A 26168-nucleotide genomic window follows, 5' to 3' on the forward strand; every position below is an offset into this window, starting at 1 on the left:
AGGGGTACATCTAAGGGGTATATCTAAGGAGGTCGCCGAGCCAAGGGTTGGCTCGGACCAGGGTCAATACAGGTAAGTTGCCGTACCCGTAGCAATCAATTCATCCTTGTCGTTAATCAGCTCCATTCTCGTTACAACCAGCTTGTTACCGGTGCGCAGAATTGAGCCATGGCAGAGAAAGTGTTCTCCCCTTCCCGGCTTTAGGTAGTCTACACGCATGTCGACCGTACCCAGCTTTAATAGGCGATCCACTTTTTCTTTCCAGTGCACATCCCCCAGATGCTGGTAGGCGGCGACCATTGCGGTCAAACCACCAACCGTATCCAGGGCGGTGGCAATTACGCCACCGTGCAGGATGTTCTTCCACACATTGCCGATCAACTGTGGGTTCAGTTCAAAGCCTGCGGAAAGTGTGAGCGCCTCCAAGTCCAGGCCGCGCATCTCAAGTCCAATTTGTTGATTAAAAGGAATCTGCTCAAAAAATTCCTTTACCAACGCCTGAAACTCACTGGGTGAGGGTTCTGTCATAGGCGGGCAACCCGGTTGAGCCCATCCAGTGCAGCACTGCGATATGCCTCTGCCATGGTGGGGTAGTTAAAGGTGGTATTAACGAAATAATCGATTGAATTATTCGGTGCTGGCTGTTTCATAATGGCCTGGCCAATATGCACAATCTCAGCAGCCTCTGCTCCAAAGCAGTGAATGCCCAGGATTTCGTGAGTCTCGATATGGAACAAAATCTTGAGCATGCCTACGCGCTCACCAGAAATCTGCGCCCGCGCAGTGTGCTTGAACAGTGCGCGGCCCACTTCGTAAGGTACTTTGGCTGCGGTTAGCTCTGATTCGGTTTTACCCACAGAGGAAATCTCTGGAAGGGTATAAATCCCGGTAGGCGCATCTTCAATTACTCGATGGCCACGGCCCGCAATCGCTGCTGCAACCGCACGCCCCTGGTCATAAGAGGCACTGGCAAGGCTGGGCCAACCAATCACATCACCTACCGCAAAAATATTTTCAATTTCGGTACAGTAGTGATCGTCAACGCTCAATTGTCCGCGATGGTTCGCTTCCAGGCCGACATTCTCCAGGCCGAGGGAGCTGGTGTTACCAGTACGGCCATTACACCAGAGCAGTGCATCCGCATGAATACGTTTGCCGGACTGCATCTCCATAATTACGCCCTGCTCATTGGGCAGTACCCGCGCATACTCCTCCTGGTGGCGAACAGTCACGCCCATATCGCGCAGGTGATAGCTCAGCGCATCAGAAATCTCATCATCAAGAAATTCCAGCAGGCTGTTACGGGTATTAATCAAATCCACCTTAACGCCGAGGCCAGCGAAGATAGACGCGTATTCACAGCCGATAACACCAGCACCATAGATCATAATGGAGTGAGGGGTGTGCTGCATGTCCAGGATCATATCGCTGTCGTAGACCCGTTCGTGATCAAAGTCTACATCGGCGGGGCGATAAGGGCGTGAGCCAGTAGCAACAATAAATTTCTTCGCTGTAATAGTTTCCGCCGCACCATCGGGCATAAGTACCTCGACAGTATGTTCATCGCGGAACTTGGCTTCGCCGACGATCAGCTCAACCCGGTTGCGGGCATAAAATGAAGTGTGCATTTCCACCTGATAGGAAATGACTTTATTCACCGTCTGCATTACCTGGGGGAAAGTAAGGCGGCGGGGTTCACCCAATGCGCGAAAAACGCTCTGGGTGTTATAACGCATCAACTGTTTGACAGAGTGGCGCAGCGCCTTGGAGGGAATGGTACCTTTGTGAGTACAATTACCACCAACCACTTGGCGCTTTTCAATAACCGCAACGCGCATGCCCTTTTTTGCTGCGCTCATTGCGGCGGCCTCTCCAGCCGGGCCAGAACCAATTACTACCAGGTCAAATTTTTGCTCTGCCATTAAATGCTCTAATTCTATTTTCCAAACGGAGTCCACAGCGCGCTAACGCCATTTACTCAATACTAAATATACGGTTATCGACACCACTTGTGCCAATGACATAAAACAACAAGCCCGTTGATCACGGGCTTGTTGGAGAGGGAAAGCTTACTTGCGTTTAGATGCGTCGTAAGCGAGATCTTCGGCAGTCATCTGCTGCTGTCTTTGCCTCTCCTGTTCCTTTTCACACTCATCGTCATCGCCACCGCAGACTGTGCAATCCTGCTTCATGCCGATATTGTTGAGCCCGCCACAAGTTCCCTTTAACGGTTTGTTCTGAACCATGGCCCCGATCGCCATACCGGCAACAACGAGCAACATGGCCACAAAGGCAAATATGAAAATTGTCACTTCTCAGACCTCTCTACATAAGGTTTAAAGCCAGAGCTAGAACGCTCTTCGAAACCTGAATCAGTTTTCACCACCATAAAGACGGCTAGATTATCTCTTTCTGCCAACGCCATGCCGGCATCAGCACCGAGGACATTGATCGCGGTAGCCAGACCATCGGCTTCAGCACAGGTTTCCGCAATAACGGTTACCGATGCCAACTTGTGCTTGATGGACCGCCCGGAGCGTGGGTCAATGCTATGGGAGTAACGAACACCATCCCTTTCGTAGTAGTTGCGATAGTCTCCACTCGTAGCTACTGCCTTCCCACTCACCGCAATTGGCTCCTGCACCATCTGCCCTGCCACGCTGGGTACTTCAATGCCAATTACCCAGGTCTTACCTTTTGGATTCACACCCTTAGTTCGCAGTTCACCGCCAATTTCGACCAAGTAGTTTCGAATACCCAGGTCTTCCAATAGCTCGGCAACCCGATCAACGCCATGGCCCTTGGCAATCGCTGAAAGATCCACCTCAACGGGGCGGCTCTTGATAACAGTGTCTGGCTTACGGGTCAGGGTTAACGCATCGGAACCGACGACGGTTAGCAGATCGGCAATGTCTTTATCTGAGGGGATATGCTCCGGTTCGGGCTGAGGACCAAAACCCCACAAGTTGACCAGAGGGCCGACCGTCACCTCGAAAGCGCCCTCACTGCGGCGATAAATATCCAGGGACATTTCCAGTACATCTGCCAAGTGTTGGCTAACCGGGATCGCCTGCCCTACCGGGCTTTGGTTAAAGCGCATTAACTCAGAGTCGTCGATATAGGTCGACATCTCCTGGTTGACCTGCTGCAACTCATCGTCGATCAACTGCTGCAACTCACCCTGCTCCAGCCCAGAGGGCACCTGAACGACGGTGATGTGATAGCTGGTTCCCATGGTGCGGCCAGCCAACTGCCAGGACTCCGGCGAAGGAGCGCAAGCCGATAAAATTACAGCCGCCCAAAGCAAAAACAGGGCCGTAAAGACGGGCCCTGTTTTTGAGTTTGTCGGGCCTGTGATTGCTTTTAGCAAGCTAAGCCCTCCAATTATCCGCCGAAGTCATCCAGCAGGATATTTTCATCTTCTACACCCAAGTCCTTGAGCATATTGATGACTGCCGCGTTCATCATGGGCGGCCCACACATGTAGTACTCACAATCTTCCGGAGCCGGGTGGTCCTTCAGGTAGTTTTCATATACCACGTTGTGGATGAATCCGGTGTAACCCGTCCAATTGTCTTCCGGCTGTGGGTCGGACAGAGCCACATGCCACTGGAAGTTATCGAACTCGGAAGCCAGACCGTTGTAGTCATCTTCGTAGAACATCTCGCGCAGGGAGCGCGCACCGTACCAGAAGCTGATCTTACGGGTGGAATTCAGGCGCTTGAGCTGATCAAAGATATGTGAACGCATTGGCGCCATACCGGCACCACCACCGATAAATACCATCTCGTTGTCAGTTTCCTTGGCGAAGAACTCACCAAAGGGACCGTACACCTTAATCTTGTCACCTGCCTTCAGGCTGAAAACGTAGGAAGACATCTGACCCGGCGGAATGCCCTCAGTACGGGGCGGCGGAGTCGCGATACGGATGTTGAACTTAACAACACCTTTCTCTTCCGGGTAGTTAGCCATGGAGTAAGCGCGAACCACAGGCTCGGTCACTTTGGACTCCAGCTTGAAGAAGCCAAAGTGCTCCCAGTCGCCACGGTACTGCTCTTCGACATCGAAGTCAGCAAACTTGACATGGTGAGCCGGAGCTTCCAGCTGTACGTAACCACCAGCGCGGAAGTCAACGTTTTCACCTTCTGGCAGACGCAGGGTCAGCTCCTTAATAAAGGTGGCCACGTTCGGGTTGGATTCCACAGTGCACTCCCACTGCTTAACACCAAACACCTCTTCCGGCACTTCGATTTCCATGTCTTGCTTAACCGCAACCTGACAGGAAAGACGCTTGCCTTCTTTTGCATCGCGCGGGGTAAAGTGAGCCGCTTCAGTCGGCAGCATATCGCCACCACCGGAATTCACCTTACAGATACACTGCGCACAGCTGCCGCCGCCGCCACAGGCGGAGGCCAGGAACAGGTTGTTGGCAGCCAGGGTTTGCAGCAGCTTGCCGCCGGCCGGTACGGTGAGAGTCTTCTCACCGTTAACCAGGATGTTGACGTTGCCGGTGTTTACCAGGCGCGAGCGGGCCGCAAGGATCACCGCTACCAGCGCCAAAACGATGACGGTAAACATCGCTACGCCGAGGATAATTTCAATACTCATTCTATTGTTTTCCCCGCTTAGATATCGATGCCGCCGAAGGACATGAAGCCCAGGGACATCAGACCAACAGTTACGAAGGTGATACCCAGACCTTTCAGGCCATCCGGAACGTCACTGTACTTCAGCTTTTCGCGAATACCGGCCAGAGCGGTAATCGCCAGTGCCCAGCCGAGGCCGGCACCGAAGCCATAGGCAACACTCTCGCCAAACGCGTACTCGCGCTCAACCATGAACAAGGAAGCACCCATGATGGCGCAGTTCACGGTAATCAGCGGCAGGAACACACCCAGCGCGTTGTAGAGAGCTGGTACATATTTATCCAGGAACATCTCCAGGATCTGTACCAGTGCCGCAATTACGCCGATGTAGGACAACAGGCCGAGGAAGCTCAGGTCCACGTCGGGGTAACCGGCCCAGGCCAGTGCACCGTCTTTCAGCAGGTAGGTGTAGATCAGGTTGTTCACTGGTACTGTCAGAGTCAGCACCACGATAACCGCAACACCCAGGCCAATAGCGGCCTCGATCTTCTTCGATACCGCCAGGAAGGTACACATACCGAGGAAGAAGGCCAGCGCCATGTTTTCAACGAAAACGGCGCGGATAATCAAAGAAATATAATGTTCCACGGATTAGGCCTCCTGCGCTTGGGAATTAGGCGCAATCTTGAACTCATCTTCTTCCACCTGTGCCGGTTTCCAGGCACGGATCGCCCAGATGAACAGGCCGATCAGGAAGAATGCACTCGGCGGCAACAGCAGCAGGCCGTTGGGGATATACCAACCGCCGTTGCTCACGGTAGTCAGGATATCTACACCGAACAGTTTGCCGGCGCCGAAGAGTTCACGAACCACCGCGAGACCGATCAGGATCACACTGTATCCCAGACCGTTACCAAGACCGTCGAAGAAGCTGGGCAGCGGCGGGTTCTTCATAGCGAAGGCTTCCGCACGGCCCATTACGATACAGTTGGTAATGATCAGGCCAACGAATACAGACAGCTGCTTGGAGATGTCGTAAGCCAGGGCCTTGATCAGCTGGTCTACCAGGATTACCAAAGAGGCAATCACGGTCATCTGTACAATGATACGGATGCTGTTCGGGATCTGTTTGCGGATCAGGGATACCGCAACGTTGGAACAAGCCACAACCGAGGTCAGTGCGATACACATTACCAGGGTAACCTGCAGCGAGCTGGTAACAGCCAGTGCAGAACAGATACCCAGGATCTGCAGCGCGATCGGGTTGTTGTTAAAAATCGGCTCTAGCAGAGTATCTTTAATTTTCATGCTTACGCCTCCCCTGCTTTCAGGTTTTTCAGGAAGGGACCATAACCCTGGTTACCCAACCAGAAGTTCACCAGGTTGCTAACGCCCTTACTGGTCAGAGTTGCACCAGACAGACCATCTACTTCGTGAATCGCGTCTGGGCTGTTGGGGTTAACCTGACCCTTGATCACTGCGATATCCACGTCGCCCTGGTTGTTGAAGACTTTCTTACCAATCCACTGGGCCTTCCAGTTGGGGTTGTCAACTTCACCACCCAGTCCCGGAGTTTCCTTGTGCTCGTAGAAGCCGAGGCCCGCTACGGTGTCGAGGTTACTCTCCAGAGCGAGGAAGCCGTACAGGGTGCCCCACAGGCCATAACCGCGAATCGGTAGAATGATCTTGTCCAGCTTGCCGTCTTTCTCTACCAGGTATACCTCTTTGGTATTTTCCCGGCGGATAATTTTGGCAGTGTCCTCGTCAGCCGGCAGTTTTTCACTGTCAGACGGGATCTTGGCAGCAGCGCGACCACTGCCACCAGCCGGAGCCTGATCGGTAAACTTACCGGTATTCAGGTCGACGTATTTGATTTTTACGTCGGCGAAGGCCTTTTCGACTTCCGCTTTATCAGCGTGAGAGTCTTTCAACAGGCCGCCAGCCATCAGTACGTTGCGCTTCATGTCCAGCTCGGCATTCGCCTGCTGGGCAGGCTTCAGCATTACCGCAGCGGTGGATACCACTACGGAGCACACCAGGCACATTACCAGCGCGACAATCAGAGTACCGGTTACGGAATCTTTATTAGCCACGTGCCAACCTCCGTTTGATATTGGACTGCACCACAAAGTGGTCAAACAGCGGAGCGAACAGGTTGGCGAACAGAATCGCCAGCATCATGCCTTCCGGGAAGGCCGGGTTCACCACACGAATCAGGACAACCATCACCCCGATCAGGATACCGTACCACCAGCGACCGGTGTTGGTCATCGCAGCGGATACAGGGTCCGTAGTCATAAAGATCAGACCGAAGGCAAAACCGCCCACTACCAGGTGCCAGTACCAGGGTACCTGGAACATCGGGTTGGTCTCGGAACCAATCATGTTAAACATGAAAGAGGTGGCCATCATGCCCAGCAGAGTGCCGGCTACGATGCGCCAGCTGGCGATCTTCATGCCCATCAGGATTACGCCGGCAATCAGGATAGCCAGGGTAGAAGTTTCACCAATGGAACCATGGATCTGGCCGAAGAAAGCGTCGAACCAGGTTACCTGGCCAACAGCAGCATTGACGATACCGTTCTGGATACCTTCGCTGGCCATAACAGACAGCGCAGTAGCACCGGTATAACCGTCAACCGCAGTCCAAACCGCATCTCCAGACATTGCTGCCGGATAGGCAAAGAATACGAAGGCACGGCCGGTAAGAGCCGGGTTGAGGAAGTTCTTGCCGGTACCACCGAATACTTCCTTACCGATAACCACACCGAAGCTGATGCCCATAGCCACCATCCACAGAGGCAGATCCGGCGGACAGGTCAAGGCGAACAGGATGGAGGTTACAAAGAAGCCTTCGTTGACTTCGTGACCGCGCACCGCAGCAAACAGGACTTCCCAGATACCGCCCACAATAAAAGTGACCGCATAAATAGGCAGGAAGTACATAGCGCCGTAGACAAAGTTGTCCCACAGGCTAGCTGGGTTGTAGGAAGTCAGAGCGCCGATAATGGCGTGACGCCAGCCGGACAGATCCGGGTTGGTCATACCTTCCAGAATGGTGTTGGACTGGAAACCGATATTCCACATACCGTAGAACGCCGGGATCATGGCACAAGCCCAAACGGTGATCATAATACGCTTCAGGTCGATACCGTCGCGCACGTGAGCAGTGGTTTTGGTCTTGTCTGCCGGCTGGAACAGACCGGTGTCAATCGCTTCAAACAGGGCGTAGAACTTTTCGAACTTACCGCCTTTGTGAAACTTGGGTTCGATCGAATCGAGGAATTTACGCAACATACTTACCCCTCCTTCTCAATACGGGTCAGGTTGTCCCGCAAAATGGGGCCGTACTCGTACTTGCCCGGACACACAAAGGTGCACAACGCCAGATCTTCTTCGTCCAGCTCCAGTGCGCCCAGCTTCTGCGCCATTGCAGTATCGCCAACGATCAGGGAGCGCAGCAACTGAGTGGGCAGTACATCCAGCGGCATGACTTTCTCATAACTACCGACCGGTACCATGGCACGCTCAGAACCGTTGGTGCTGGTGGTGAAGTTGAACAGCTTGTTCTTCACCAGGCGCGACAGGTAAATCGGGAATACAGAGAAACGCTTATTACCAGCACGCAGATAGTGCAGGAATGGACGCTCATCGCCCTCTTCCAGTACAGAAATCTGGTTGTGATAGCGGCCCAGGTAAGCCATCGGGCCAGCAGCGGTGCGGCCACCGAATACAGAGCCGGAGATGATGCGATCGTTATCGCCTTTCAGCTCATCAGAAGTCAGGGTTTCCAGACTGGCACCGAGACGGGTGCGCAGCAGACGCGGCTGCTTGACCTGAGGCCCTGCCAGGGAAATGACGCGATCGGTAAACAGCTTACCGGTGGTAAACAGTTTGCCTACGGCGATCACATCCTGGTAATTAATGGTAAATACACTGCGGTTGCCAGAAACTGGCTTCAGGTAGTGGATGTGGGTACCGGACAGGCCTGCCGGATGGGGGCCGGCAAAGGTTTCGCGGCGAATATTCGCTGCGTTCGGTACTGGAATATCCGCATCTGGAGCAGTACAGACGTAAGTGGTTTCTGCCAGTTTGGAAAGAATCTCAACGCCCTGAGAGAAGGCTTTGGGATTCTCAGCAATCACTACTTCTGGATTGGCTGCCAGAGGGTTGGTGTCCATCGCATTGACAAACACAGCTACCGGCTCAGCGTCCAGGGCGGGAACGCGGCTGAACGGGCGGGTGCGCAGTGCGGTCCACATGCCGGACTCAACCAGGTTTTCAACGACCTGTTCGCGAGTCAGACCAGACAGTTTATCTGCGCTGTAGCTTTGGAACTGTTCCGCTGCATCGCCGTCTATGCCAATCACGACGGATTGCAGAACACGACGAGCGCCACGGTTAATCGCAACAACACGACCGGCAGCAGGCGCTGTGTAGCGCACGCCTTCAGTTTTTTTGTCGCTAAACAACAGCTGACCAAGATTGACGCGATCCCCTACAGCCACTGCCATTGTCGGCTTCATCCCGTGATAATCGGGGCCGAGAACAGCAACGGTCTTGATCGCAGGTCCTTTTTGAATGACCTGCTCGGGCGCGCCGGATATGGGTAAGTCCAATCCCCGACGGATCTTTCTCATACGCCTATGCCTAAGTTTCTAGTTTAAAAAAATTGCAATAGGACCCACCGTCCCATGCCTGGGATGACGGGTCCTATTGTGGAATTCCGTGCTGCGAGGGCTTATGCCGTATCACCCGTGAACCGGGAGGAAGGAAGCTAACTAAAAAGGATGTGCGCGCTAACTTCTCGGCGCACGGCCGCCCCGCAAAATCGCGCGCATTATAAAGATGGGCCAGAGTCATTACCAGTCTGGAAAGTCTTTAAGTGGCACTAAGATTGGAAATTTCTGTTGAAAAAACAGGGATTTGGGGAGATATGGTGCGGCGACTGGAACAGTCGCCGAAACCCCGCAGTCGGATCTGGGTACCGACTGCGGCGAGGAGGCGTGACGCCTTAGTCCTCTTGCGGGAACAACTTGTAACGAACACCAGCCATATCTTCCAGGCAGCGAACTACCTGACAGCTATAGCCGAACTCGTTGTCGTACCAGCAGTAAAGCACAGCGTTCTTGCCATCCACGATAGTCGCAGTGGAATCGAATACGCAGGCAACGCGGGAGCCAACAAAATCGCTGGACACCACTTCCGGGGAGTTGGTGAAATCGATCTGCTGACGCAGCGGCGAGTGCAGTGCCACATCGCGCATGTATTCGTTCAGCTCTTCCTTGGTGGTCTCTTTACCCAGGTTCAGGTTAAGGATCGCCATGGAAACATTAGGAGTCGGAACGCGAATTGCGTTGCCGGTGAGCTTACCTTTCAGCTCGGGCAGCGCTTTGGCAACCGCCTTGGCAGCACCGGTTTCAGTCAGAACCATATTCAGCGCTGCTGCGCGACCGCGACGCTCACCTTTGTGGTAGTTGTCGATCAGGTTCTGGTCGTTGGTGTAGGCGTGTACGGTTTCTACGTGGCCGTGCTCAACGCCGTAGCCATCCATCATCGCCTTCAGGACAGGTACGATGGCGTTAGTGGTACAGGAAGCAGCGGACAGTACCTTGTCTTCCGGCTTGATATCGCTGCTGTTGATACCGTAAACAACATTCTTGATATCGCCCTTGCCCGGTGCAGTCAGCAGCACCTTGGAAGCGCCTGGGCTCTGCAGGTGCTGGCTCAGACCTTCTTCATCGCGCCATACACCGGTGCTGTCAACGATAATCGCATCGTTGATACCGTGCTGGGTGTAATCCACTTCCTGGGGGGAGTTGGCGTAGATGATCTTGATTTCATTACCGTTACAGATCAGGGAGTTGGTCTCCTCGTCCACACGGATAGTGCCCTGGAAGGCGCCATGTACGGAGTCGCGACGCAGCAGAGAAGCGCGCTTCACCAGATCGTTAGGGGCCTTGCCCTTGCGCAGTACGATAGCGCGCAGACGCAGAACATCACCACTACCAGCCTTGTCGATTAGCAGGCGGGCAACCAGACGGCCGATACGACCAAAACCGTAGATCACAACATCTTTGGATTCGGGCAGAGGCTTGCCGGCACCCGCTGCGTCGGACAGCTCTTCACGTACAAACTCGTCCACAGACAAGCCGCGATCGTCGCGCATGTACTTGTTGGTCATGGTTCCCAGGTCGATATGTACGGGACCCAGCTCCATCTTGCAGATGGCTTCCAATACAGGGAAGGTTTCAAACTCGGAGAGTTCATTTTCCTCAACCTGACGCACGAAACGGTGCGCTTTCATAATGCTCAGAACTGAGCGATTAACCAGGTTGCGGCCGTACATATAAATACCGACGTTGCTCTCACGGTTGAGCTTTCCAATCATCGGGATCATGGATTCAGCCAGTGCTTCACGCTGTTTCCAGTCCTTGAAAAAGTCCGCGGGCTTCGGTCGCTTCTGAGTCACTATCGGACACCTCTGCAATGTATTTAGTAGGCAAGAAATACGGCCTTGAAACCACTCACGACCGCATGGCTGCGCATTATAGTGTTCGCTTTACACTGCGCAACTGAGCAAAAAAGAGCCAAAAAAATGTAGTAAAACTACCTTTTTGTAGTCCACCCGAGCGACATTGCGCAATCCATAAAAAAGCGTAGTTGTTCCCGACTGGAAACACAGGCAGGGTTAACATTCCCTGCAAGCAAAACTGTTCGCGGCTACAATAGCCGACCTCGAAGACATCTCGAATGAATGCGCGGATATATAAGGAAAGATGACAGAAATACAGCCCCTGACCCCACCGAAGTTTCGCTCCTCCAGTGACCGACAATTTTGGGGACAACTGCATGGCGCAGCTGCCGCGCTCGCCATCCTCAACGCGGCACGCAATAACAAAGCGCCCACCCTGTTAATCACAAAGGACAGTCTCGAAGCGCACCGTTTAGAGGTGCAATTGAAATTTTTTAACAAAGCGCGGCGAGATAAGGGGGAAAACGGGGAGCTGGAAATTTTCCATTTTCCCGACTGGGAAATTCTCCCCTACGACACCTTCTCTCCCCACCAGGACATCATCTCGGATCGCCTCGCCACCCTTTACCAGCTGCCGAAAATGGGGGCCGGGATCGTCATAATCCCAGTCAGCACCCTGATGCACCGGCTACCACCCTGCAATTATATTGCCGGCAATGCGCTGATATTGGAGGAGGGGCAGCAGTTTGATATCGATATCCAGCGGAGACTGCTGGAGCAGGCCGGCTACCACTGCGTAGACACCGTCTACGAACACGGCGAATTCGCTGTGCGCGGCTCACTGATGGATATTTTCCCAATGGGCAGCCCCCTGCCCTACCGCATCGATCTGTTCGACGATGAAATTGAATCCCTGCGCACCTTTGACCCGGAAACCCAACGCACCATCGACAAGGTGAAAACCATTCACCTTTTACCTGCGCGGGAATTCCCTTTGCACAAGGCTGCCCTATCAGGATTCCTGCAAAATTGGCACGGTGAATTCGATAGCGATCCCAGCCAAGTGCCAATTTACCAGGATATCAGTGCAGGAATTGCCCCGGCGGGCATTGAGTACTACCTGCCCCTGTTCTTCGATGGCAACTGCTCAAGCCTGTTCGACTATCTGCCCGAGGGCAGCCAGGCATTTTTACAGGGAGATATCCAACAGCCGCTGGACAATTTCTGGCGCGAAGTCAGCAACCGCTATGAAAGTCGTCGCGGCGACCTGACCCGTCCCATATTGCCACCGCGCCAGATTTTACTGGAAATTGATGAGCTTAACGGTGCCCTAAAGTCCATGCCCCGGGCAATCTTCTCTGCGGAGAGTCTTCCGGAAGCCCAGGGCAACTGTAATTTTGACACTTCCGCCCCCCCCTCACTGCCAGTAGATGGCAAGTCCGAACAACCCCTGGCTGCACTGGAAAGCTACCTGATGGAATACTCCGGTCGGGTGCTTTTTTGTGCTGAAAGTAGCGGGCGCCGCGAGGCACTGCTGGAGCTATTAAAGGGCATACGGCTCAGCCCTCCCAGCTTCCAAAGTTGGCAGGACTTCCTCGCCGCAAAGGACACTATCGGGATTACCGTAGCCCCCATCGATCAAGGGCTGCTGCTTGAGGACCCGCAAATCAACTTGATCGCGGAACCGCAGTTATTTGGTGAACGGGTACTGCAACAACGCCGCCGTAAAAAAGCCAAAGATGAAGCGGACAACGCGGTTAAAAACCTGGCTGAACTGCGCATGGGCACTCCCGTCGTTCACATTGATCACGGCGTAGGTCGTTATCGCGGCCTACAGCACCTAGAGATCGACGGGCAACCGGCAGAATTCCTGACCCTTGAATATGCCGACGATGCCAAGCTCTACGTACCGGTAGCCAGCCTGCACTTGATCAGCCGCTACTCCGGTGCCGATGAAGCCCTGGCCCCACTGCACAGAATGGGCAGTGAACAGTGGCAAAAAGCCAAACGCAAAGCCGCCGAGAAAGTCCGCGATGCAGCTGCAGAGCTGCTGGATATCTACGCCCGCCGCGAAGCCCGTATTGGCCATGCCTTCGATAACCCTCAATTGGCCTACCGAGAATTTTCCGCAGGTTTCCCCTTCGAGGAAACTCCAGATCAACAACAAGCCATCGAGGCAGTTCTGGGGGATATGCTCTCAGATAAGCCGATGGACCGACTGGTTTGCGGTGACGTGGGATTCGGCAAGACAGAAGTGGCCATGCGAGCTGCATTTGTCTCGGCCCACGCAGGTATGCAAGTGGCCATGCTGGTTCCCACCACCCTGTTGGCCCAGCAACACTATCAATCCTTCCAGGATCGCTTTGCCGATTGGCCGATCAATATCGAGGTGATCTCCCGCTTCCGGTCCGGCAAGGAAGTGGACAGCGTGAAAGAGAAGGTTGCCAGTGGCAAGGTGGACATCCTGGTTGGCACCCACAAGCTGTTGCAAAGCGATCTGGACTTTAAAAATCTCGGCCTGCTGATTATCGACGAAGAGCACCGCTTTGGCGTCCGGCAGAAGGAGCGTCTGAAGAGCCTGCGCTCCGAGGTGGATATCCTCAACCTTACCGCCACCCCTATTCCCCGCACCCTGAATATGGCCATGGCCGGTATTCGCGATCTATCGGTGATCGCCACCCCACCAGCACGGCGTCTCTCCGTGAAAACCTTCGTGCGCGAGCGCGATGATGCCCTGGTAAAAGAGGCTATCCTGCGGGAGATATTGCGCGGCGGTCAGGTGTATTTCCTGCACAACGAAGTCAAAAGCATTGAGCGAATCGCGCGGGAGCTACAGGAGATGATTCCCGAGGCCCGTATCGGCATAGGCCACGGCCAGATGCGCGAACGGGAGCTGGAACAGGTAATGAGTGACTTCTATCACAAGCGCTTTAATGTCCTGGTCTGTACCACCATTATCGAAACCGGTATCGACGTCCCCACAGCCAACACGATACTGATCGAGCGCGCAGACAAGTTCGGCCTGGCCCAGCTTCACCAGTTGCGCGGTCGCGTGGGACGCTCGCACCACCAGGCCTACGCCTACCTACTGACTCCCAACAAACGCTCCATGACCAATGACGCCGTGAAGCGCCTGGAAGCGATTAGCGAGGCCCAGGATTTAGGTGCAGGCTTTACCCTGGCTACCCACGACCTGGAAATTCGCGGTGCAGGCGAACTGCTAGGTGAGGAACAAAGCGGGCAGATTCAGAGTGTCGGTTTCAACTTGTATATGGAGATGCTCGACAAGGCAGTGAAGGCCATTCGCGAGGGCCGCACACCGAATATTGACGAACCCCTCGAATCCCCTGCGGTGGACGTCAATCTGCGGGTTGCTGCGCTGATTCCCGAGGACTACCTGCCCGATGTCCACGGCCGACTGATCATGTACAAACGCATTGCCAATGCCACTGACGGGCAGCAACTGAAAGAACTTCAGGTAGAGATGATCGACCGTTTCGGGCTACTGCCGGAATCGGTAAAACACTTGTTCCGCACCACGGAGATCAAGTTAAAGGCCGAGAATATGGGCATCCGCAAACTTGAGGCCTCTGCGGCAAGAGGGCGTATCGAATTTGCGGAGAATACCCGTGTAGATCCGCTCACTTTGGTTAAGATGGTGCAAACCCAGCCGGGACGCTACCAGCTGGCCGGCGCAAACCAACTGAATTTCAGTCTCGATGAGGAGGGTACTGATCGCAAGCTCCAGGAAATTAACGAAGTTCTGGAAAAGCTTGCACAATGATACCATCCGGCAGGCAGCAGCGGGAGCTGGCGGCAAAACTAATGAGTCTCCTACTCCCGCTTAAACGGCCTGTCGGCAATGACACCCTCGGCACCCAAATAGAATTGTTTAAGTGGTAAACCCATGAAAAGGATAATTAGCCTCTGCTCAACCCTGGCGCTCACGCTGGCAGCAACCAGTGCCCAGGCCGTCAACTACGCTGGCAATACTTTCGAAATAGAAATGATCGTATTCGAGCGCCCCCAGGGGATGGAAAGAACCGCAGAGACCTGGCCGACGGCACCCCGTCTTCAGTATCCATCAAAGTGGATCGACTTTGACACCCTGCGCACCCCAACTCAGCCAACAGAGGATGAGGTGTTATCGCTTGAAGACATCATCTCGAGCCCAGATACGAGCGGCCCAGCCGATATTGAATCATCGGAACTTGAGGGCGACGCATCTACTAGTTTGCAGAACTCTGAGCAAGCACCAAGAAACTTGCTGCTAAGACCAGTACCCAGGCTGCTGGACAACAAAGCCGCCGCAATTTCCAGGGCTGGTGACAGGGTCCTGTTTCACAAGGCCTGGCGCCAGGTTTTAAAAACCAAGAGAAACTCCCCGGCCATTCTGATTGATGGCGGCAGCCAGCTCAGCGGCCACAGCCAGCTTGAGGGATCTATCACCCTGAGTGTCGCTCGCTATTTACATATCAGTACTAATTTGTGGCTCAGCGATTTTTATACGCAACCCGGGGAACACAGCATTCTTCTTCCTCAGCGCCCACAAAATAAAATCGAAAAGCCACTACAAATCCTAACCGGCAATTACAGTGATATTGAAAATTCATATTCACAAAATAACGGGTTTGATATCGAAAATAGTCAGGGCGCAATTAACACAACTGAGCCACTCACACTGGGCGAGCCGGAATTTATAAAAGAAGAGCCATTATATGTAGCCCATGCTGCAAGACTGCAACACGAGAGACGTTTGCGTAGCGGACAACTTCATTATATCGACCACCCTGCATTTGGCATTCTTATTGAAGTGCGCACTGTAGCCAAACCCAAAGAAGACTCGCAAAATATGAATATACTTAATTCCGACCAAGAAAAAGATAACCGCACAGAAAGTTAATTTATTTAAATAATCGACTTTCGCCAATCGCCCCTGCAAATCTTGCAGGGGCGATTATTTTAAATATACCTTTAAAACTCTTCACCTCAAACGAATTAATTTCACCATCACTGCAAGCACACCCCACCCAGCCGATATTTAATCAATTTATCTTTAATCAAAATACTGCCAGCAAACAAGCAAATACCGCCACCCCACAACAACATAAAATTGCAATCAGTGGGCCAATATTCCGGAAGTATTAAAATAATAATTAGCACAGCGGTATTGAGCACAATAAACTCACTCATATACACACAATTACATTGGGGACTTTAGGTGGGGTGGGATATGACCAAATCTACAAAGAGGGACACAAATGCAACTTAAAGAAGAAAAGCCTATATCCACTGCAAAGTAGCAAACAAAAAAGCGGATCATAAAGATCCGCTTTTCAGAGGCGCTGACAGGGCCGGCGTCAATCGAGCCGCAGGACCCTACACGACAACAGTTCTTTCAACGAGTGATCTATAAATCACTCACAGGGAACAACATCTTCCGCCAGCAGTCCTTTGTCACCTTGTTGCATTTCGAACTCTACCGCCTGCCCCTCATTAAGGGTTTTGTAGCCCTCGCCGCGAATGCTGCGATAGTGAACGAAAATATCTTCAGTTCCTTCTCCACAGGTGATGAAGCCATAACCCCGTGCGTTATTAAACCACTTCACTGTACCTGTAACGCGATCACTCATTGAGAAAACCTCATTATTGTTATTGCGCCTACCTCTTTTACCTCACTGCTCAATTCGGCAAGAGGGGCAAACGCCACCCCATTGTTAACAAACTGCTCCATGCAGAATGCTATCTTGCTTAATCCGATGAGCATATACTCAAAGGACGTACCCTGATTCTTAGATAAAACAGCGCCAGTGTCTAGTTTTCTATGTGAAATAAATACTACGTTTTTCCCAATATGCGTAATTAACCGTCAAAATCTTCAATAGTGCTCAATTAGAAACTAATCATTTGTACCTTATTGCACTCCCATTCCTCAACTGTCTAACGCGGCCTCTCGCGTTAATGAAGGTATATCGGCAATATGTAATGTTGAGGTTGGGAATGCACAGGATGCCCCATATCCCTCAATTATTTTAAGAATCGTTAATAGAACATCCTGTTTTACTTCATGATAACGAACCCAATCGGTAGTGCGGGTAAACGTATATATAAAGAAATCCAAAGAGGAGGAAGCAAAACTATTAAAATTAACAATAAGCGTACGATTAGAATCAATTTCCGGATGTTCCTGTAACATATTTTTAACATCCGCCACGATGGCCGCCATATGGTGGGCATCTTCATAACGAATACCAATCGTTTCAAAAATCCTACGATTTAACATACGGGAAGGATTTTCTACCGCAATCTGGGTGAAGATACCATTGGGAACATAGACGGGTCGCATATCAAAAGTGCGGATTCTGGTCAGGCGCCAACCGATATCTTCCACGGTCCCCTCAATCTCCTTATCGGGGGAGCGAATCCAGTCGCCCACCGCAAAGGGCCGATCCAGATAGATCATCAGGCCACCGAAAAAGTTTGCCAGCAGGTCCTTGGCCGCAAAACCGACAGCCAGTCCGCCAATACCACCAAATGCCAAAACACCGCTGACGCTGTAACCCAGGAACTGCATGACCACAATTCCCGCCGTGATCACGATTGAGGCCCTGACCAGTTTGCCGATCGCACGTACCGTAGTGGCATCCATCGGCTTGCCCATATAGCGCGGATCGCACAGGTTATGTTCCACGCTGTGTGAGAATCGCCAGGCAAACCAAGCCATCACCAGGATCAAGCCTATTTCCCGCGTCGGTGCAGCCAGGGAGAATATCTCGGCACCAGTGGCGTCCCCCGCTCGCTGGGCAGCGACAGTCAAGCCCAACAGCCATACCAATACCTGCCCGGGAGGGGAGAGCGCCCCAACCAAGGCATCATCCCAGGGGTTAACCGTCTTTTCCGCCTTAATGGCCATGCGCTGCACAAACCGGCCAAATAACCAGGCCAACACCCCAGACGCAAGTACTATGAGGAAAACAGAAACTATCCAGACCCGGTTCTCACCAAGCCAGGACAACAGCACGCTCTCAACGGACTCCACTCGAACCCCTCCGCTTTAACCAACAATCAGTAATATCCGTACAACGCCTTCTCAATAGACGACGGATCTCAACAACTTATTTCAGCGCATTATGGAAGCTAACCACTCCCTGGTTCTGTGCCACCGCGCACTCTTCTCAAGCTCCTCCCAGGAGCCGATCACCGGCCTGCCACCCATAGCCGACAACCGATGAGTGGACTCCGGTTTGGGCACAAAGGTATCCAGTGCCGCCAGCGCCTCAAAAGCGCCGACACGATTGTTGCATACGATACCCATATCACAACCGGCTTCCAGGGCTGCGCGAATCCTATCGCCATAGCCTCCGGCCGCACCCGCCCCTTCCATAGACAGATCATCACTAAAAATCACTCCATTGAATCCCAGCTGTCGCCGCAATACATCCTGCAGCCAATAGCGGGAGAATCCCACCGGCTGGCTATCAATGTTGATGAAGCGGATATGGGCCGGCATCACCGCGGTAAGTTCCTGGGTTCCAATACAATCGATAAACGGAAGTGCATCGGTTGCCATGACCTGATCCAACGAGCGCTTATCCTCTGGCAACTCCACATGACTGTCTTCCAGCACGTGGCCATGCCCCGGAAAATGCTTGCCTGTCGTGGCCATTCCCGCTTCGCGCATCCCTTGGATAAAGGGGCGAGCCAGTGCGGTTAACTGGGCGGGGTCGGGGCAAAAACTCCGATCGCCGATCACCCTGCTGTGACTGTCATCCGCATCCAAAACCGGCGCAAAGCTAAAATCCACTCCTACAGCCAGCAACTCTGCGGCCAGCAGCCACCCCACATCCTGCAACTGCTCGTTACTGGCGACAGCACTGAGGGCCTGCATTGAGGGTATTCGCGTAAAGTCATCGCGAAACCGCTGAACCCTACCACCCTCCTGATCTACCGCCAGCAGGATCTCTGGTCGCACCGCACGGATGGAGTTAACCAATTGGATAAGCTGCTTGCGATCCCGATAGTTTCTCGCAAAAAAGATCAGCCCGCCCACCATCGGATGCCGAAGTAACTCACAGTCTTCCTCGGTGAGTTCAAGCCCCTCGATATCCACCATGACCGGTCCGGGTGGTAAAGACATATTAAGTTCCTTATCGATTTAAGAGTGCGCCCACTAATTATCTACCTTCAACATGGCCGAAGCAGCGGGTACCAATCGCTCAAGAGTCTGGGTCAGGGTACTGTCAGAACCGAAATCCTCCCGCAGGATAGCCTCAATCGCATCGTGGCTCGACAGTGTGAAAATGGTCGCTCCCAGCATAAAGTAGAGGCGCCAATAGAAAGTTTCTGGGTCCAAGCCCGGTAACGCTTCAGCCAGCAATCCTGCAAAACGACGGTAAGTATCCCCGTATCGAGATACGATAAATCGACGCAAATGCCCCTGGAACTGGGTATAGGCCAATCCTAAAAGACGCATAAATCGCTGTGGATCCTTTCCCTCCAACCCGAGGCTTCCCAACCCAACTCGATACAGGCATTCGATCAGCTCCTCCACCCCCAGGGGCTGCCCCAGGGCAATACGGCGATCAAGCTCTTCTTCCAGAGCGTTAGTGAAAGGCGTTAGAAAGCGTTCAAATACCGCCTGTATCAATTCTTTCTTGGAGCCGAAATGGTAGTTAACTGCCGCCAGATTAACCCCGGCCGTGCTCGTAATTGTTCTCAATGAGGTTTCAGGAAAACCCCGTTCAGCAAACAGCACTTCCGCTGCATCGAGTATCCGGCTGACCGTATCTATCTGGCTCATAAGTATCAAACCACCATTTAAAACATACGTTTAATCGACGCCAGAGTAGCATATTCTCACTGATCTAGAGCCCGCCAGCTAAGCTCTCCACTCAGCAAGGTACAAGAGTAAAAATAACAGGGAAATGTATGTCAGGCGGTAAGATCAATACTGCAGGAGTTGATCTCCCGCCAACTTGTGCAAGTACGCCACCCCACCAGCCGGCATAGCCTTTTAGTCCGGGGGGTAGCTTTAACAAAAATAACTTTGAAAATTTTTTCGGTATTTTAAGATCACCCGATTAATTATTCTTTCACCTGCATATATTTCATAATCAGGGCCGCAGCCTCCTCCACACTATCAACGATATGAAAAAGGTCTAGATCACTGGCATCGATACAATCGCGCTCTAACACTGTATCTACCAACCAATCGTACAGCCCACTCCAGTAACGCTTACCTACCAACACAATTGGGAAACGCCGCACTTTCTGCGTTTGCACCAAGGTAAGAGCTTCAAACAACTCATCCAACGTGCCGTAGCCACCGGGAAGTCCAACGAATCCAAGTGCGTGTTTTACAAACATAAATTTCCGTACAAAAAAGTATCGGAAGTTCAAACTGATGTCCTGATATGGATTTGCCGCCTGTTCAAAAGGCAGCTCTATGTTTAACCCAATTGATGCGCCGGGCTGCCCGAAAGCCCCTCGGTTACAAGCCTCCATCAGCCCCGGCCCACCACCGGTAATCACGGGGATCCCTTCAGCCGCGAGCAACTCTCCCAACTTTACCCCCTGCTGATATTCAGGACTGTCCTCTGTAAATCTCGCCCCTCCAAACACTGTCACTGCACCACCTAACGCTATCAGCCGCTCTATCCCATCTACCAATTCAGACTGAATACGAAGCACTCTCCAGGCTTCCGGCATTTTTGCATCCAACATTATTTTTCCCTCTTTGTCAGTTCCTTCAACGCTTTCTTCTCTCCTTGCTTTCTCCATCAATGTAGCAGCTCACAAAGACTAAAACCTGAGGATTGCGCGAACAATAAATCTGTATATAATTCCAGCAACTGTATATAAATACAGAAAACTAGGTAAATCTATGACCAATCTCACCGCTCGTCAGTCCCAGGTTCTCGACCTGATCAAGTCCTACCTGGATGAAACAGGCTACCCGCCAACGCGGGCAGAAATTGCCCAGGAGCTCGGCTTCCGCTCACCCAATGCCGCCGAGGAACACCTGAAAGCGCTCGCCAGAAAAGGCGCCATTGAGATGGTTGCCGGCGCTTCCCGAGGCATTCGAATTCCGGATCACCAATCCGGCTTGCCGATTGTGGGTAGAGTAGCTGCAGGGAATCCCATACTCGCCAGCGAACATATTGAAGATTATTGCGACTTGCCCGCGAGCTTCTTCCATCCTCCCGCAGATTATTTGTTGAGGGTGCATGGTATGAGTATGCGAGATGCGGGCATTCTCGATGGAGACTTGCTGGCAGTGCAAAAGACCGAGCAGGTGCGCAATGGCCAAATCGTGGTTGCCCGTATCGATGATGAAGTCACTGTGAAGCGCTTTCGCCGCAAGGGAAATCAGGCAACCGTTCAGTTGCTACCTGAAAATGATGACTTTGAGTTAATTCAAGTCGATATGAGAGATAAGAACTTTGTGATTGAGGGATTAGCCGTAGGGGTTATTCGCCAAACGCCTTAAGCCCCTAAAAACGACAACAGCGGCCATTGGCCGCTGTTGATAAGACTCGAACTAACGCTGATGTTAGTGAATAGTATGATTTACCGGCATTAAATCGTCTTCTTCCTCGAAGTAACCAGCCTCAAGATCGTCTAGATTTTGTACGGCTTCAATGCCCGCTTCCAACATAGCCCTTGCCACAGCAACCTTGTTCTTGCGCAGAAACTGAAGGCTTTCTGCAGAAAAAGAAATGCTTACCAAAGGGTCCTCTTTATGGCCAGCACGACGCAAAGCTACATCGCCATTAGCCAGCTCGATTATTTCAAAAGTTTCGGAGGACATTCGCTTTTCCTTCACGGCACAACAGTTTGCGCCCAGTGTACCACAGGCTTGCGATAAGTTTCATTCATCCAATTTGAGGGCTTCTGGCTCCTGACTTTCGAGGCAGTCTATTACCAGTACGCTATATCAAAGAATTACCTAAACCACTCAAGAGATCACAAGAGAAAAGTGAATTGCTTTGCACGTTGCACCGGTTGCGGGTTATGTCGAGTGGGCCACAACTACTCTATTGTGACTCACTCAAAGGACAGCGGACTTTCCCGCAGAGGTGCGCCTAATATCAACAACCTTCAAAATTCGCAGGAATATTACGAATCTATTCAGAAGTTCACCGAGGTCGAGTAAGCGTATTAGTTAACACTCATCCAAGTGAGCGCGCTGCCTCACCACCAACTCACTCAGAGAACGATGCCACTGAAGCAATAACTCTTTGGACAAAGGTGCAAACTCGGGCTTGGCAACTTCGTTGTGTAGCGGGATTAAATTAACCTGTTGCTGTTTTTCATCAGCACCCACAGATATTTTCTGCTGCTCTTCCCAGGCGTAAAGCATATGGGATAACCAACTCTGCGGATCGCCGACCAGGCCGGACAGCTCATTGGCCTCCGCACTAGCCCTACCCTGAACGCCCAGCGCATCAATGATCAACTGCGGAGACTCCGGTTCAAATCCCAGCTGAAGCTGGGCGGCCTGCTCTGCAAGAAAAGCCCGATAGGCCTTGCACAACTGCATCAACGCTGCCTCTTCCAGCGCATCGCGCTGGAGAGGCAAGTCCCACGGCTGTTGCAGCAACAGCTGGCTCTTGCGTAGAGCCGAAGTGACATGAATCGTGTAAGAGTTACTCATTACCTACTTCTTTGCCGCTGTCTTTTTAGCTGCCGGTTTCTTGCGCTTGGCAGCAGTGCTCTTGGTGGAGGCCTCTACTTTCCAACCACCATCGCGATAAAAAGCACGCCAACCGGTCGCCTTGCCCTCTTCCTCAGATTGAACATATTGCTCCTGGGTTTTGCGGCTAAATCGAACTACGGTATCCCGCCCACTGTCATCTTGAGTCGGTGCAGAGAATAGGAAGCTGTATTTTGGATCGATCTCACTCTGGTGAGGCAGCAGCTCTTTAACCAGGGGCGCACGGGTCTCACGGTTTTTCGGGAACTGGCTGGCAGCCAGGAATAGACCCGAGGCACCATCGCGTAGGATATAGTGATCCTCCACTTTGATACAGGCCAATTCCGGCATGGGAACCGGATCCATTTTCGGTGGCGCCGGCTGCCCATTTTTCAGCAGCTTGCGGGTGTTTTTACAGTCTTCATTGGTACAGCCGAAGTACTTGCCAAAGCGACCAGACTTCAACTGCATATCACTGCCACACTTATCGCACTCAATAATGGGGCCGTCATAGCCTTTAATTTTAAAAGTGCCCTGCTCAATCTCGTAGCCATTGCAATCCGGGTTATTGCCACAGATATGCAATTTACGCTGCTCATCTAACAGGTAGCTATCCATAGCCGTGCCGCACTTGCCGCAGCGGCGCTTCTCCCGCAGCAACCTGGATTCAGCTTCCTCGTCCTTATCCGCATCGACCGCCTCATCACCAGAAACCAGGTTCATGGTATTGGTACAACGCTCTTTTGGCGGCAGTGCATATCCAGAGCACCCCAGAAATACACCGGTGGAGCCAGTGCGGATCTGCATATGGCGGCCACATTTGGTGCACTCGATATCCGTGTCTGTCGGCGTATTGCGACGCATACCTGCATCGGCAGACTGGGCTTTTTCCAGGCGCCCGGAAAAGTCCTGATAAAACTCATCGAGCAGTTGCTTCCAACCCTTATCGCCGTCGGCAACCGCATCCAGGGATTCCTCCAGGTTTGCGGTAAATCCGTAGTCCATCAGGTTCTTGAAACTTTCGCTGAGACGGTCGGTAACAATATCCCCCATTTTCTCAGCGTAAAAACGACGGTTTTCCAAGCGGACATAACCACGATCCTGGATCGTGGAAATAATGGAAGCATAGGTGGAGGGGCGTCCGATACCGCGCTTCTCCAGTTCCTTAACCAGGGCCGCTTCACTAAACCGCGCAGGCGGCTTGGTAAAGTGCTGCTTGGGATCCAGCTGTTGCAGGGATAGCTTTTCGCCTACCTTCACATCTGGAAGCACCAGATCTTCATCTTTTTTGCCGCTCGGTGGCGCAACTTTCAGGAAACCATCGAAACGAATTACTCGACCCCGCGCACGCAATTCAAAGTCACCTGCGCTGACCACGATTGAAGAGGAGGTAAATTGGGCAGGCGTCATCTGGCAGGCCACGAACTGCTGCCAAATCAGGTTGTATAACCTCTCCGCATCCCGCTCAACACCGGACAACATATTTGGGGCGATACGAACATCGGATGGGCGAATCGCTTCGTGCGCCTCTTGAGCGCCCTCTTTACTGCTGTAGCTATTGGGGCTTTCTGGAAGATACTTATCGCCGTAATTCTCGGCAATATAATCCCGTGCAGATTCCACAGCCTCTTTACTGAGATTGGTGGAATCTGTACGCATGTAGGTGATATGACCGGCTTCATACAAGCGCTGGGCCAGGGTCATGGTCTTCTTCACACTGAAGCCGAGGCGGTTACTGGCCGCCTGCTGCAAGGTGGAAGTAATAAATGGTGCGCTGGGCTTGGAGCTGGTTGGCTTATCGTCACGGGCGGAAACAACAAACTCACTGGACTGAAGCTGCTTGGCAGCACTCATTGCCAGCTCTTCGTTGGTAGGACGGAAAGCCTCACCAGCCTGCTTTTTCACCTCGAGGCGCAGCTTGGAAGCCTTTGCCGTCGCCGTATCGGCAAACAGAGTCCAGTACTCTTCCGGGATAAACGCGCGAATCTCCCGCTCCCGCTCAACTACGAGGCGGACCGCAACAGATTGCACACGCCCCGCAGACAAGCCTCTGGCCACTTTTTCCCACAGTAGAGGGGATACCATATAGCCAACGATTCGATCGAGGAAACGGCGTGCTTGCTGGGCGTTTACCCGATTAATATTCAGACGGCCGGGATCTTTAAAGGCCTCCTGAATCGCAGACTTGGTAATTTCATTAAACACTACCCGGCGGTAGCGATCGTTATCGCCACCAATTGCTTCACGCAAATGCCAGGCAATTGCCTCTCCCTCGCGATCCAAGTCCGTTGCGAGATAGATATGATCGGCGCCTTCGGCGAGTTTTTGTAACTCACTCACCACTTTCTCTTTACCCGGCAGTATCTCGTAGTGGGCTTGCCACTCGTGATCCGGGTCGATCCCCATACGCTTAATCAGCTGATCGCGGTTTTTCTTCCGCTTGTAAGCCTCTTTCGCCTCGGGGGAAAGCTTGCGTGTTTCCGCTGCACGACGGGCGCGCTCCTTTGCGTCAACCGGTTGTTTATTGCCCCCACCTGTGGGCAAATCGCGAATATGGCCGACACTGGACTTCACAACAAAGTCCTTGCCGAGATATTTATTGATGGTTTTCGCTTTGGCCGGTGATTCGACGATGACCAGTGATTTACCCATAAGCCTTTGATTTCAAATGAAAATTTACTGCTATTGCAAGTCTTTCAAGCCCTCTTATCGGGCTTGTGCTGCGCGAATATATAAGCCTCACTTCAAGCGCGGTCAAGCAAAGCTGACAATTTTCCACTCACAGTCACCAAATTTGGCACTGGGCAGTCCGCCTAAATGCGACTCAGTAGACGCTCTTTTACACCGCTAATACGGCAATCAAGACAGCCCCTCAGTCGCCGCGCGTGAACTCACTTTTCGAATAGCTTCTTCTATTAAGGGGGTGTACTCATCGAGCGACGCCATCAGTTTCTGGAAGGCTTGATTGCCTCCTGACTCCGGCCACTGAATACCGAGCCCCACTGGTGTTGCAGTAATCGCACAGGCGTCCCGAGGGATTCTCTCCAGTAGCTCGCGCAAATATTTCCATGCCCCTTGCGGAGCTGGCTGGCCATCAGCCCAATCCCAAACACCGGAAAAATTCAGTTCGTGCTCAATCCGTTGTTTATCCAAAACCCACCCCACACTCAGGCCTTTGCGGTTCTGCCAGCGGTGATAATAGACAGCCGCAGTCCCATCACCCAACGCCGCAGGCAGCGCTTGGATTTGTACGGTAATGCCAGCCTGGGCCGCCCGGCTACGCAAATCTGCAAGACGGCTGTCACGGGCATTGGGCTTGAGCCACATCACCGGCCCCAGCACCAAAGCGATGGCAAATCCGACGATAATCACCGGCAACCAATCAGACATAACCACTCCTCATCAGTGGAAA

General features: G+C 52.6%; 23 protein-coding genes. 3 read left to right on the top strand and 20 right to left on the bottom strand.

The window, feature by feature from the left end; translation table 11 throughout:
- Window positions 1-63: 63 nt before the first annotated feature.
- From ACJJIM_RS11605 to ACJJIM_RS11655, 11 genes are all read right to left on the bottom strand, one after another.
- Window positions 64-528: a thioesterase family protein gene (locus ACJJIM_RS11605; RefSeq protein WP_444911026.1), complete on the bottom strand. Its 465-nt coding sequence runs from the start codon at window positions 526-528 to the stop codon at window positions 64-66.
- Window positions 525-1922 (bottom strand): Si-specific NAD(P)(+) transhydrogenase, encoded by a 1398-nt coding sequence (gene sthA / locus ACJJIM_RS11610; protein WP_444911027.1) that lies wholly within the window; start codon window positions 1920-1922, stop codon window positions 525-527. The genes ACJJIM_RS11605 and sthA overlap by 4 nt, the downstream gene beginning before the upstream one ends.
- A 147-nt stretch (window positions 1923-2069) precedes the next feature.
- Complete coding sequence (gene nqrM / locus ACJJIM_RS11615; protein ID WP_282932334.1) at window positions 2070-2312, bottom strand: (Na+)-NQR maturation NqrM; 243 nt, start codon at window positions 2310-2312, stop codon at window positions 2070-2072.
- Window positions 2309-3370, bottom strand: a complete 1062-nt coding sequence (locus ACJJIM_RS11620; protein WP_282932333.1) for an FAD:protein FMN transferase — start codon at window positions 3368-3370, stop codon at window positions 2309-2311. The genes nqrM and ACJJIM_RS11620 overlap by 4 nt, the downstream gene beginning before the upstream one ends.
- A 14-nt stretch (window positions 3371-3384) precedes the next feature.
- A complete protein-coding gene (gene nqrF, locus ACJJIM_RS11625) occupies window positions 3385-4608 on the bottom strand; it encodes an NADH:ubiquinone reductase (Na(+)-transporting) subunit F (RefSeq protein WP_108733652.1) in 1224 nt (407 codons plus the stop codon).
- A gap of 17 nt (window positions 4609-4625) precedes the next feature.
- Window positions 4626-5234, bottom strand: coding sequence for an NADH:ubiquinone reductase (Na(+)-transporting) subunit E (nqrE, locus tag ACJJIM_RS11630; RefSeq protein WP_020413086.1), 609 nt, complete (start codon window positions 5232-5234; stop codon window positions 4626-4628).
- A 3-nt stretch (window positions 5235-5237) separates the two neighbouring features.
- Entirely contained in the window at window positions 5238-5894 is a 657-nt protein-coding gene (locus ACJJIM_RS11635) for an NADH:ubiquinone reductase (Na(+)-transporting) subunit D (RefSeq protein WP_282932331.1), read from the bottom strand.
- Window positions 5895-5896: 2 nt separating this feature from the next.
- Window positions 5897-6679, bottom strand: coding sequence for a Na(+)-translocating NADH-quinone reductase subunit C (locus ACJJIM_RS11640; RefSeq protein WP_282932330.1), 783 nt, complete (start codon window positions 6677-6679; stop codon window positions 5897-5899).
- The gene (locus ACJJIM_RS11645) at window positions 6672-7883 is read right to left on the bottom strand and encodes an NADH:ubiquinone reductase (Na(+)-transporting) subunit B (RefSeq protein WP_108733655.1); all 1212 of its coding nucleotides are present in this window, start codon (window positions 7881-7883) and stop codon (window positions 6672-6674) included. Before ACJJIM_RS11645 ends, ACJJIM_RS11640 begins: the two co-directional genes overlap by 8 nt.
- A gap of 2 nt (window positions 7884-7885) precedes the next feature.
- Entirely contained in the window at window positions 7886-9226 is a 1341-nt protein-coding gene (locus ACJJIM_RS11650) for a Na(+)-translocating NADH-quinone reductase subunit A (RefSeq protein WP_444911028.1), read from the bottom strand.
- Window positions 9227-9600: 374 nt separating this feature from the next.
- Complete coding sequence (locus ACJJIM_RS11655; protein ID WP_444913392.1) at window positions 9601-11061, bottom strand: glyceraldehyde-3-phosphate dehydrogenase; 1461 nt, start codon at window positions 11059-11061, stop codon at window positions 9601-9603.
- 304 nt (window positions 11062-11365) lie between these two features.
- Between ACJJIM_RS11655 and mfd the strand changes: the two genes are divergently transcribed.
- Both mfd and ACJJIM_RS11665 read left to right on the top strand, forming a co-directional pair.
- Window positions 11366-14845, top strand: a complete 3480-nt coding sequence (gene mfd / locus ACJJIM_RS11660; RefSeq protein ID WP_444911029.1) for a transcription-repair coupling factor — start codon at window positions 11366-11368, stop codon at window positions 14843-14845.
- 123 nt (window positions 14846-14968) lie between these two features.
- Complete coding sequence (locus ACJJIM_RS11665; protein ID WP_413662431.1) at window positions 14969-15964, top strand: CsiV family protein; 996 nt, start codon at window positions 14969-14971, stop codon at window positions 15962-15964.
- Between the two features lie 514 nt (window positions 15965-16478).
- Here ACJJIM_RS11665 and ACJJIM_RS11670 read toward each other — a convergent pair.
- The 5 genes from ACJJIM_RS11670 to ACJJIM_RS11690 form a co-directional block, all read right to left on the bottom strand.
- Window positions 16479-16694 (bottom strand): cold-shock protein, encoded by a 216-nt coding sequence (locus ACJJIM_RS11670; RefSeq protein ID WP_020413094.1) that lies wholly within the window; start codon window positions 16692-16694, stop codon window positions 16479-16481.
- A 299-nt stretch (window positions 16695-16993) separates the two neighbouring features.
- Window positions 16994-18100: a mechanosensitive ion channel family protein gene (locus ACJJIM_RS11675; protein WP_413662432.1), complete on the bottom strand. Its 1107-nt coding sequence runs from the start codon at window positions 18098-18100 to the stop codon at window positions 16994-16996.
- Between the two features lie 81 nt (window positions 18101-18181).
- Window positions 18182-19198, bottom strand: a complete 1017-nt coding sequence (nagZ, locus tag ACJJIM_RS11680) for a beta-N-acetylhexosaminidase (RefSeq protein WP_413662433.1) — start codon at window positions 19196-19198, stop codon at window positions 18182-18184.
- 33 nt (window positions 19199-19231) lie between these two features.
- Window positions 19232-19861 carry a TetR/AcrR family transcriptional regulator gene (locus tag ACJJIM_RS11685; RefSeq protein ID WP_282932323.1) on the bottom strand — a complete coding sequence of 210 codons (630 nt, stop codon included), beginning with the start codon at window positions 19859-19861 and terminating at the stop codon, window positions 19232-19234.
- A gap of 284 nt (window positions 19862-20145) precedes the next feature.
- Window positions 20146-20784, bottom strand: coding sequence for an LOG family protein (locus ACJJIM_RS11690; RefSeq protein ID WP_282932322.1), 639 nt, complete (start codon window positions 20782-20784; stop codon window positions 20146-20148).
- A 160-nt stretch (window positions 20785-20944) separates the two neighbouring features.
- Between ACJJIM_RS11690 and lexA the strand changes: the two genes are divergently transcribed.
- Window positions 20945-21550 carry a transcriptional repressor LexA gene (lexA, locus tag ACJJIM_RS11695; RefSeq protein ID WP_444893501.1) on the top strand — a complete coding sequence of 202 codons (606 nt, stop codon included), beginning with the start codon at window positions 20945-20947 and terminating at the stop codon, window positions 21548-21550.
- 63 nt (window positions 21551-21613) lie between these two features.
- Here the strand turns inward: lexA and ACJJIM_RS11700 are convergent, their stop codons facing one another.
- From ACJJIM_RS11700 to ACJJIM_RS11715, 4 genes are all read right to left on the bottom strand, one after another.
- Window positions 21614-21871: a hypothetical protein gene (locus ACJJIM_RS11700; RefSeq protein WP_282932320.1), complete on the bottom strand. Its 258-nt coding sequence runs from the start codon at window positions 21869-21871 to the stop codon at window positions 21614-21616.
- A gap of 354 nt (window positions 21872-22225) precedes the next feature.
- Entirely contained in the window at window positions 22226-22717 is a 492-nt protein-coding gene (locus ACJJIM_RS11705) for a DUF6586 family protein (RefSeq protein WP_444911030.1), read from the bottom strand.
- A 3-nt stretch (window positions 22718-22720) separates the two neighbouring features.
- Window positions 22721-25408, bottom strand: a complete 2688-nt coding sequence (gene topA, locus ACJJIM_RS11710; protein WP_282932318.1) for a type I DNA topoisomerase — start codon at window positions 25406-25408, stop codon at window positions 22721-22723.
- A 207-nt stretch (window positions 25409-25615) separates the two neighbouring features.
- Entirely contained in the window at window positions 25616-26146 is a 531-nt protein-coding gene (locus ACJJIM_RS11715; protein ID WP_444907928.1) for a hypothetical protein, read from the bottom strand.
- Window positions 26147-26168: the final 22 nt, after the last annotated feature.

The organism is Microbulbifer maximicatervae (SeqCode) (assembly GCF_052467615.1).

What these genes read in the sequence shown, in the direction of transcription:
- ACJJIM_RS11700 (WP_282932320.1), bottom strand. Translation starts at nt 21,871, where the DNA reads ATGTCCTCCGAAACTTTTGAAATAATCGAGCTGGCTAATGGCGATGTA.
- ACJJIM_RS11670 (WP_020413094.1), bottom strand. Translation starts at nt 16,694, where the DNA reads ATGAGTGATCGCGTTACAGGTACAGTGAAGTGGTTTAATAACGCACGG.
- ACJJIM_RS11650 (WP_444911028.1), bottom strand. Translation starts at nt 9,226, where the DNA reads ATGAGAAAGATCCGTCGGGGATTGGACTTACCCATATCCGGCGCGCCC.
- ACJJIM_RS11645 (WP_108733655.1), bottom strand. Translation starts at nt 7,883, where the DNA reads ATGTTGCGTAAATTCCTCGATTCGATCGAACCCAAGTTTCACAAAGGC.
- mfd (WP_444911029.1), top strand. Translation starts at nt 11,366, where the DNA reads ATGACAGAAATACAGCCCCTGACCCCACCGAAGTTTCGCTCCTCCAGT.
- ACJJIM_RS11605 (WP_444911026.1), bottom strand. Translation starts at nt 528, where the DNA reads ATGACAGAACCCTCACCCAGTGAGTTTCAGGCGTTGGTAAAGGAATTT.
- ACJJIM_RS11705 (WP_444911030.1), bottom strand. Translation starts at nt 22,717, where the DNA reads ATGAGTAACTCTTACACGATTCATGTCACTTCGGCTCTACGCAAGAGC.
- ACJJIM_RS11685 (WP_282932323.1), bottom strand. Translation starts at nt 19,861, where the DNA reads ATGAGCCAGATAGATACGGTCAGCCGGATACTCGATGCAGCGGAAGTG.
- ACJJIM_RS11665 (WP_413662431.1), top strand. Translation starts at nt 14,969, where the DNA reads ATGAAAAGGATAATTAGCCTCTGCTCAACCCTGGCGCTCACGCTGGCA.
- lexA (WP_444893501.1), top strand. Translation starts at nt 20,945, where the DNA reads ATGACCAATCTCACCGCTCGTCAGTCCCAGGTTCTCGACCTGATCAAG.
- ACJJIM_RS11690 (WP_282932322.1), bottom strand. Translation starts at nt 20,784, where the DNA reads ATGTTGGATGCAAAAATGCCGGAAGCCTGGAGAGTGCTTCGTATTCAG.
- nqrF (WP_108733652.1), bottom strand. Translation starts at nt 4,608, where the DNA reads ATGAGTATTGAAATTATCCTCGGCGTAGCGATGTTTACCGTCATCGTT.
- nagZ (WP_413662433.1), bottom strand. Translation starts at nt 19,198, where the DNA reads ATGTCTTTACCACCCGGACCGGTCATGGTGGATATCGAGGGGCTTGAA.
- ACJJIM_RS11635 (WP_282932331.1), bottom strand. Translation starts at nt 5,894, where the DNA reads ATGAAAATTAAAGATACTCTGCTAGAGCCGATTTTTAACAACAACCCG.
- ACJJIM_RS11715 (WP_444907928.1), bottom strand. Translation starts at nt 26,146, where the DNA reads ATGTCTGATTGGTTGCCGGTGATTATCGTCGGATTTGCCATCGCTTTG.
- topA (WP_282932318.1), bottom strand. Translation starts at nt 25,408, where the DNA reads ATGGGTAAATCACTGGTCATCGTCGAATCACCGGCCAAAGCGAAAACC.
- sthA (WP_444911027.1), bottom strand. Translation starts at nt 1,922, where the DNA reads ATGGCAGAGCAAAAATTTGACCTGGTAGTAATTGGTTCTGGCCCGGCT.